The sequence below is a fragment of the Sphingobium sp. YR768 genome (assembly GCF_900111125.1).
GTDB lineage: Bacteria > Pseudomonadota > Alphaproteobacteria > Sphingomonadales > Sphingomonadaceae > Sphingobium.
On record NZ_FOGE01000066.1, the window covers coordinates 1 to 7,778 of the forward strand.

Here is a 7,778-nt window from a genome sequence, read left to right on the forward strand (position 1 = left end):
CGCTACACGCTATGATCGCCGCACCATCCATTGCACCGGCTTTATTCACCTCGCTGCTGCCATGATCTGGTTACGCTGAATGTCGATCGCCCCTAGAAAGTGCCGCCTTTGCACGGCGCGCACCCTTCCTTGCCACTAAGGAACCAAATTTCAGCGGCTGGTTACGGACGGTCCGCTTTCCGTCAGGCGTTGTATCCCGTCCGCCTCTTGCCTCACATGGGATAACCTCGCTGGCGACCTTCAATACAGAGCGGTTACACCCTCCGATAAATCCAACCCGGTTTAAATGCCACGACCAAATAACTAGACAAATACTTCTGGATTTTGCCATACCGGCTTCAAACGGGGTTTTTGGGGTATTTACATGCAATTTTCAGACAAGCTGCGTCGTGCCAGCGGCGTCAGCCTTCTTGTCTTGTCAGCAATGCTCACTAACGTTGCGATAGCCCAATGCCAGCCCGATCCGCCAGTGACAGGCGGGACGACCATTTGCGACGGCGCCGATAATGATGGTATTGTCATCACATCCGAAAATACGAGCATCTCGCTATCCAGCGGTGCGCGTATTTCTTCGTCCAGCAGCGATGCCATTTTGGTCCAGCGCGCGCATAGCGGTGTCTACTCCAGCACCGTGCTGCTGAATATAGACGGCCATGTCGAAGGCATAGGCCATGTAGGCGTCCGGTTCGATGCTGCCAGCCCCGCTTATGCATCCGACTATCTGGGTGTCGTGGTGGGATCCGGCGGCCGCATCGATGGCAGCACCGGCATTCTTCTGTCAAATGGGCCGGACAATACGTACGCCTCCATGAATCTGAGTGTTGATAACGGTGGGTCGATCTCCGGCACCGATGGCTATGCCATCCGGGATGACACCGCGAACACCGCCTATGCCTATATTAGCCTCGTCAATCACCAATATGGGGTCATGGGCGCGATCAGCGGAAAGCTGACCCAAATGACCAATGATGGGCTGATCGACGGCGGGGTTTGGAGTGCCATCGACGGCAGGATTGGCGATGGTTACGGCCCGAAGGCAGACCTTAAAAATTACGGCATTATCCGATCCAATAGCGCGAGCGCGACGATCGCCAACCTCGGTGCCGGCGCTGTTCTGGTCAACACCGGGACAATCGCCAATGACGCCGGCGGTACCGCGATCGAGGGCTATTATTACTCTGTCGATAACCAAGGCGACGGCATTATCAAAGGCGGTATTATCGCGACTGGCGCTACTGGCAGTCTGCAATTGACCAATGCGGGTGTGATTGATGGCAATGTCATCACGCGGGCTTTATTCTCTGCATATTATTCGACAACGAGCATCATCGATTCTCGCCTCGGCACCATCAACGGCGATCTGCTACTGGGGGGTAGCCATGATCTGCTCATCGCGACGTTCGATCCGGTTGCGGGGTTGCGCACTGGCGTCAGTGGGCGTGTCGATGGCGGCGAAGGGAATGACACGATTGATGTGCGGTTTGAGGCCGATAGCATCATCAATCAGCGCATCGCGCTTCCTGGCTTTGAACAGGTTCGCATCGCAGCGATGAACACGGCCAATGTCGCGCTCGTCGATGGTTTCGTCGCCAATGCTCCTCTGTTTCTGACTGGCAATGGGATTATCACGAACCAGACCAGGATTACGCTGAGGGAGCCGAACGCCACAATTTGGGCGGGCGACAATTATAGCTATAGCCTGACCTTCCGAAACGAAGGCGGCATCGATGCCGCAAACGCAGACCCCTATATGACAGCTCTGTCGTTTGGGCAGATGACGTTCGACAATAGTGGATCGATCAATGTCCAAGGCAATGCGTTGCAGCTCTATTCGACTAAATTCACCAATGAAGGCGATATAACCTCTACCAAACGGACGATTTACTTCGGATCGGGCAGTATGGTGAATTCAGGGACGATCCGTTCGACCGGCGACATCGCCCTGCATGTCGATACCTATTCTGGTCAGACCCTTATCAACAAGGGACTGATTAATGGCGCCGCTGTAGGCGTGTTACTGAACGGCAGCCTCAACAATAGCGGCACTATATCCTCTTCCAAAGTTGCGGTGGCGATGACCGGCGGCGGGTTGATGAACGAAGCGGGCGGTGTAATTTCAGGCGGGACTTTGGCGATTGGTCCGCAAAATTCCAACTATTCAGTCTATGACAGTATGATTGCCAACGCAGGTACGATCAACGGAACCGTCAATCTCGCCAGCAATTCGATTTATGGCTATGGCAACAGCTATATCGCGCTGCAAGGTGGCATCCTCAATGGTGACCTCATCCTGAGCATCAGCGACACGCTCGCAGTGTCTCTACCAGGGTCGAGCGGCACTGTGTTCGATGGTTTCAACGGTACCATCTATGGTAATGGCGCAAGCCTTCGTTACATGGCCGCAACCGACACCAGTGCGACTCTCGATCGCCTCGCCGGCTTCGGTGCGGTCAGCTATGAGGTCGCGCAGGATGCGACCCTCTTCCTCAGTGCGTCTACAACACAAAGCGACAGTCTCGTTTTGGCTGGTAAAGGCACAGTCGATCTGGCCGCGGACTTTAATTTCGCGGAAGATGGATTGCTCAACATCGTTGATGGCATCAGACTGCCGGGCGCAAACTACAATAATTCGGTACTGTTGGTCAGGAGCAGGGGCGCGCTGACGGCTACACGGAGTACAACCGGCAGCTATCCTTCCTACGGTGCAATGGTCGCGCTAGGCTATGAAAACAGCTTCATCAATGATGGCACGATAACCTTCCAGAATTTTGCAATCTCTCCCTACAACTATGTGGCTGCAATCAGCCGAGGGCTTGAGGTCACGAATAATGGCATAATCCTTGTCGATGGCGCGGCGGCTATCAGCGACGCGGGATATGTATATAATAACGGTCTGATTACGGAGTTTGAAAACGGAACAACATCTGTTGGGGTTGTCACATCATATTTGACTAACAATGGTTCGATCAGCATGAATGGTCGCGCCGTAGTTGCCGATTTCAATACCACGAACATCATAAACAATGGTGTGTTGCGCAGTACAAACGGGATCGCGATCGCTGGCTATGGATCGCTGGCCCTTGTTAACGGCGTCAATGGCGTGATCGAGGGCAAAAACGGCGCGATCCAAGTCAGTAGTGGCGGATCAATCAGAAACGCGGGCATCATCACTGGCACTGTGGACATGGCCTACAGCGTTTACGGTCGCGGCTATGCCAACAGCCTTTACATTTCCGATGGTGGTATGCTGAATGGGGATCTGCTGTTCGGGGCAGCTAACGACATCTTCCTGTCAAAGGGGCCGGACATAGGCGTTTCGGGCATTATCGACGGGGGCGACGGGTTCGACGTTTTCGGCCAAACCTTTGAAAGCAGCGGGACTGTGACCCTGGGGACGGTATCAGGGCTGAATTTTGAAGCCCAGTTGGTCCGCGCAGAGGGTCTTGATACTGTTCTGACGCTGGAATCTGCCGAGCCAATCGCCAATGGTTTTGCGACTGGCGGCAACGGCCATATCGTCAATCGCGCGCAATCTGGCGGTGTCATAACCGGCCGAGTCTATGCTTATCCTTTCGAACTGGAGTTGGAGACTTTAGCAAGTTTCTCTAATGAAGCGGATATCTCGGCATTTGTTGGTGCCGTGCGCGCCTTTTCCAACAATGCGGTGATCGGCAAAAATGATGCCGGATATGCGGGAGTGTCGATTACAAATATCGATACACTTTCATTCAGCAATGCCGGAATGATCAGCGGCGACCAGCAGTATGGCCTCGCCGTTAATCTATACAGCGACCAACTGCGTGAAATCGCCTTCAACAATGCAGGAATGATCGCAGGTCGCGTAGAAGGTAATTTTTACGCCGACGGACCGGCTAATGTTGAGATCCGCAACGCAGGCACGATCTCCACCGCGATTGAGAACGCCATCAACCTTAGCCTGTTTTCCAGCAGCGCGGGAAGCGTGGTCGATATCACCAATAGTGGGACGATCGAATCTTCTGCCAAATGGGGATCGGCTATCAAGCTGGCTGATCTTTTCGAGGTGCCGGGCAGTTTCATAATCGCAAACAGCGGAACCTTACGGGCTAATAGCGGCGGTTCATTGATTTCCTACGACTATTGGGGGGATGATTTCTACACGGCTCCTGCTTCGGCGATACACGCTTCGGGGATATCCGGCTCGGTCTTGAAGGTCGCCAATGCGCAGGGCGGCGTTATCGAAGCGCTTGGCGATGCCTCGACCGCCATTCTGTCGAGCCTGGCATTCGACATCGATAATGGCGGCGAGATCAACGGTCAGGCCGGGACAGCGTTGGGTCCGAACGATGGATTTGCGCTGCTCCTCGGTACGACACGTCTGGCCGGCGCGATCCAGAGCATCGGCAGCCATGATGATCGCCTTACCAACAGCGGTGTCATCCGCGGAGATATCGATCTTGGCTTTGGTGACGACGTGATCGTCAATCGCGGGACGATCATCGGCGACGTCTATCTGCGCGACGGCAACGACAGTTTCACCCAGTTGGCAAGCGCAATCCTGCAGGGCACCGTCGATGGCGGCGCTGGCACCGACAGCTTCATCGTCGATGCGACGGGCGGCGGGGCGGTGAATGCCGACCAGTTCGTCAATTTCGAGCGCTTCTTCCAGATCGGCGACGGCAATGTCAGCTATTCGGGCGACTTCAGTTTTGACACGATCGGCTTGGACGGCGGCACCGTCACGGTCGCGGCGGGTGAGACGCTGAACAGCGCCAGTGCAACCACCATTACCGGCGGCGCAGGCAATGACAGCGTGTGGAACGCGGGTTCGATCGGCGGCGGGATTGCGCTGGCCGGTGGCGATGATAGCATCGTCAATGGCGGCAGCATCGGTGGCCCCGTCGATATGGGCGCGGGCAATGACAGTTTCACTGAACAGGCGGGCAGCAGCGTTGCTGGCTTGATCGATGGCGGCTCCGGGACCGATCTCTATCGCCTGATCTTGGCGGGCGATCGCAGCGGAATCGTTGCGCAGACCGGCTTTGAGCAGCTGTCAGTGGAGGGGCAGGGCACGCTGACCTTGGCGCTGGCTCAGGGATATGACCTGATCAGCCTTCTGGGCACCAACATCAACCTCACCACCAACGGCGCGTTTGTCGGCCAGATCCTCGGCAGCGCCGCGCAGGAGCAATTGCGCCTGACCGGCGACTCCAGCAACGTGCTGCTGGGCGGCGGCAATGACGCGATGATTTTCGACCTGACGCGCGCGGCGGGACGCTATGATGGCGGCGCGGGCGATGACAGCCTGGCCTTCACCGCGCAGGGGCCGGTCACGCTGACCGGTGCCGCAACCGGTTTTGAAAGCGTGTCGCTGGCCGGCAGTACCCTCATCGTAACGGGTCAGCTTGGCGGCGCCGACGGCGTGCTGCGTTTCGGCGATGTCGGCGAACGGCTCGACATCGCGGCGGGGGGGCGCTTGGTTGGCCAGATCGACATGGCCGGCGGCGATGATATCGTAACCCTCGCCGATGGCGCGCTTTGGCAGGGGACTCTGTCGGGCGGCGCTGGCAATGACGGCCTGATCCTGGGGATGGCCAACGCCCGCACCTTGGACGCCAACAGCCTGCTCGGCTTCGAGGCGGTCACGGCGCAGGGGGCCGCGATTCTGACCCTGGCCAATGGCTTCACCTTGCAGAGCTTGAATGTGGAAGGCGACCTGACGCTGGCGAGCGATGCATCGCTGAACACGAATAGCCTGACCTTTGGCAGCGCCGACAACCGCTTCGTCATCAACGGCCTCTTCGCAGGATCGATCGATGGCGGCGCGGGCAGTAACCGCATCCTGCTGAATGCCGGCAGCGCCGCTGCACCCGTCCGCTTTGCTGTCGTTAGCAATATTGCCGGGCTGGACATTAGCGGTGGCTATGCGACGGTGTCGGGCAATGCCGATTTCGGCGTGATCGACCTGACCAGCGGGCGTCTGGTGGGGTTTACTGGCTCCACCATCCGCGCGGGCAGCATTCAGGTGCGTCAGGGAGCGACGTTCGGGTCGGCGGGCGATGTGATCGGCAATATCACTGTCGCGGGCACGCTCAGCCCCGGCGCGTCGCCCGGTACGATGACTGTGACCGGCAATGTCGCGCTGACAGGCGGATCGACCACCATGATGGAGATCAGCCCGACCATATCCGATAAGCTGCTGATTTCCGGCACGCTGACGATCGCGCAGGGGGCGGGCCTGATCCTGACCGCCGATCAGCAGGTGAAGCCCGGCACCACGCTGGACCTCATCATCGCCAATGGCGGCATATCGGGCAGCTATGCCAGTATCATGAAGCCCGACAGCCTGTTCGGCTTCGTCGTGCAGGATGACAAGCGCATCCGCCTGCTGGGCCAGTTCCTCAACAATGCTGCCTTCACGCCGCAGGTCCAAGGCGCCATCGATTATACCAATGGCGTGATTGGGTCAGGCACGGCCAGCGACGGCCTGATCGACGCCCTCCCCGTGCTGGCGACGGCAGCAGGCGTGTCAAATGCCGCCGCCTTCGCGCGCCTGACCGCTGAGCCTTATGCCTCTGCCACCCAGATGGGCGTGGAGAATGGCCTGACGATCGCCAACGCCACGCGCAGCATTGCTCGGTTGTCGGGCGACGATGCGCCGCGGGCGTTCAGCATCGGCCAGTATCTGGGCGGCTTGGGCCGGATCGCAGCGGGCAATCAGTCCGGCCTGTCGGCCAGCCGTTCTCGCAGCTACGGCCTGCTGGGTGGTCTGGGCATCGGCACCGATCGCTGGTCGATTGCGGGCTTTGGCGGCTATCTGGACTCTCGCCAGACGCTGCAGAAGCTGGGATCGCAGACTGATGCAGATGGCTGGTTTGCCGGTGTCGGGAGCAGCTATGCGGTGGGCGCGTTGCGATTTGACGCGACGCTGGCCTATCACCAACTCGATGCCGATACCGATCGCCTGACGCCCGATGGGGGCAAGGCGCATGGCCGCTTCCGCCTGAAGAACTGGGTCGGCGATCTGTCGCTTTCTTACGAGGCCACTCTGGGCAGCGACTGGGCGGCACAACCCGATGTCGGTCTGACCTATATCGCGACGACCCGCACGGGCCTTCGCGAAGGCAATGGCAGCGTCTGGGCGCTGGACGTCGCGAAGGACAAGCATGATGCGCTGTTCGCCGATGGCGGCATCGCCTTCGGCCGCAGCCGGGCATCGGATGCGTCATTCCGTCCATTCGTGCGGCTGGGCGTCCAATATCAGCTAACGGGCCGCAGCGTCGAGGCGCTGGCAGGCTTTGCAGGCTCGAATCAGGGCCTGCTCTCGCTTGGCGTGCGCCGTGGCGGGCTGGCAGGCAGCGTCAGCGGCGGTGCCGAAATGCGGGTCAGTTCCGCTCTCTCCCTGTTCGCCAATGCCGCCCAGACCTATAGCGAGGGCGACCGTCGGGCGTCCGCCAATGTCGGGCTGAAGTTCGCCTTTTAAGATATCGAGGCGAGCAGTCAGTGAGCGCCTTACCATGTCGGAGGGACATTCCCTCGTGATTTTCTCTCCGACATCACTGCCCACAAAGGTCGATAAACGCGACCTATCTGCCTTTAGCGGAATGTCGGGAAAGTCCCTCTCCTGCCATAAAGTCGATTGCCTCTGAGAGCCGAAGCAACCCGGCGCCTGAAGGCAAAATCATGCCAGTGCGATGATGTCCTCCGAAGGACTGAGCTTCAAAAAAAAGCGTGCTGCCCGCCGAACAGCTCCGACCGGCCATCGCTCGGCGGCGCGAGCAATGGAAGAAGTATCAGGG

At 58.5% G+C, this 7,778-nt stretch carries 1 protein-coding gene and 1 pseudogene; both read left to right on the forward strand.

What is annotated here, in order from left to right; translation table 11 throughout:
* Positions 1-364: 364 nt before the first annotated feature.
* Positions 365-7,462: an autotransporter outer membrane beta-barrel domain-containing protein gene (locus BMX92_RS26410; protein ID WP_143066928.1), complete on the forward strand. Its 7,098-nt coding sequence runs from the start codon at positions 365-367 to the stop codon at positions 7,460-7,462.
* Positions 7,463-7,676: 214 nt separating this feature from the next.
* Positions 7,677-7,778: pseudogene (locus tag BMX92_RS28570) on the forward strand (IS630 family transposase); the annotation flags it as partial.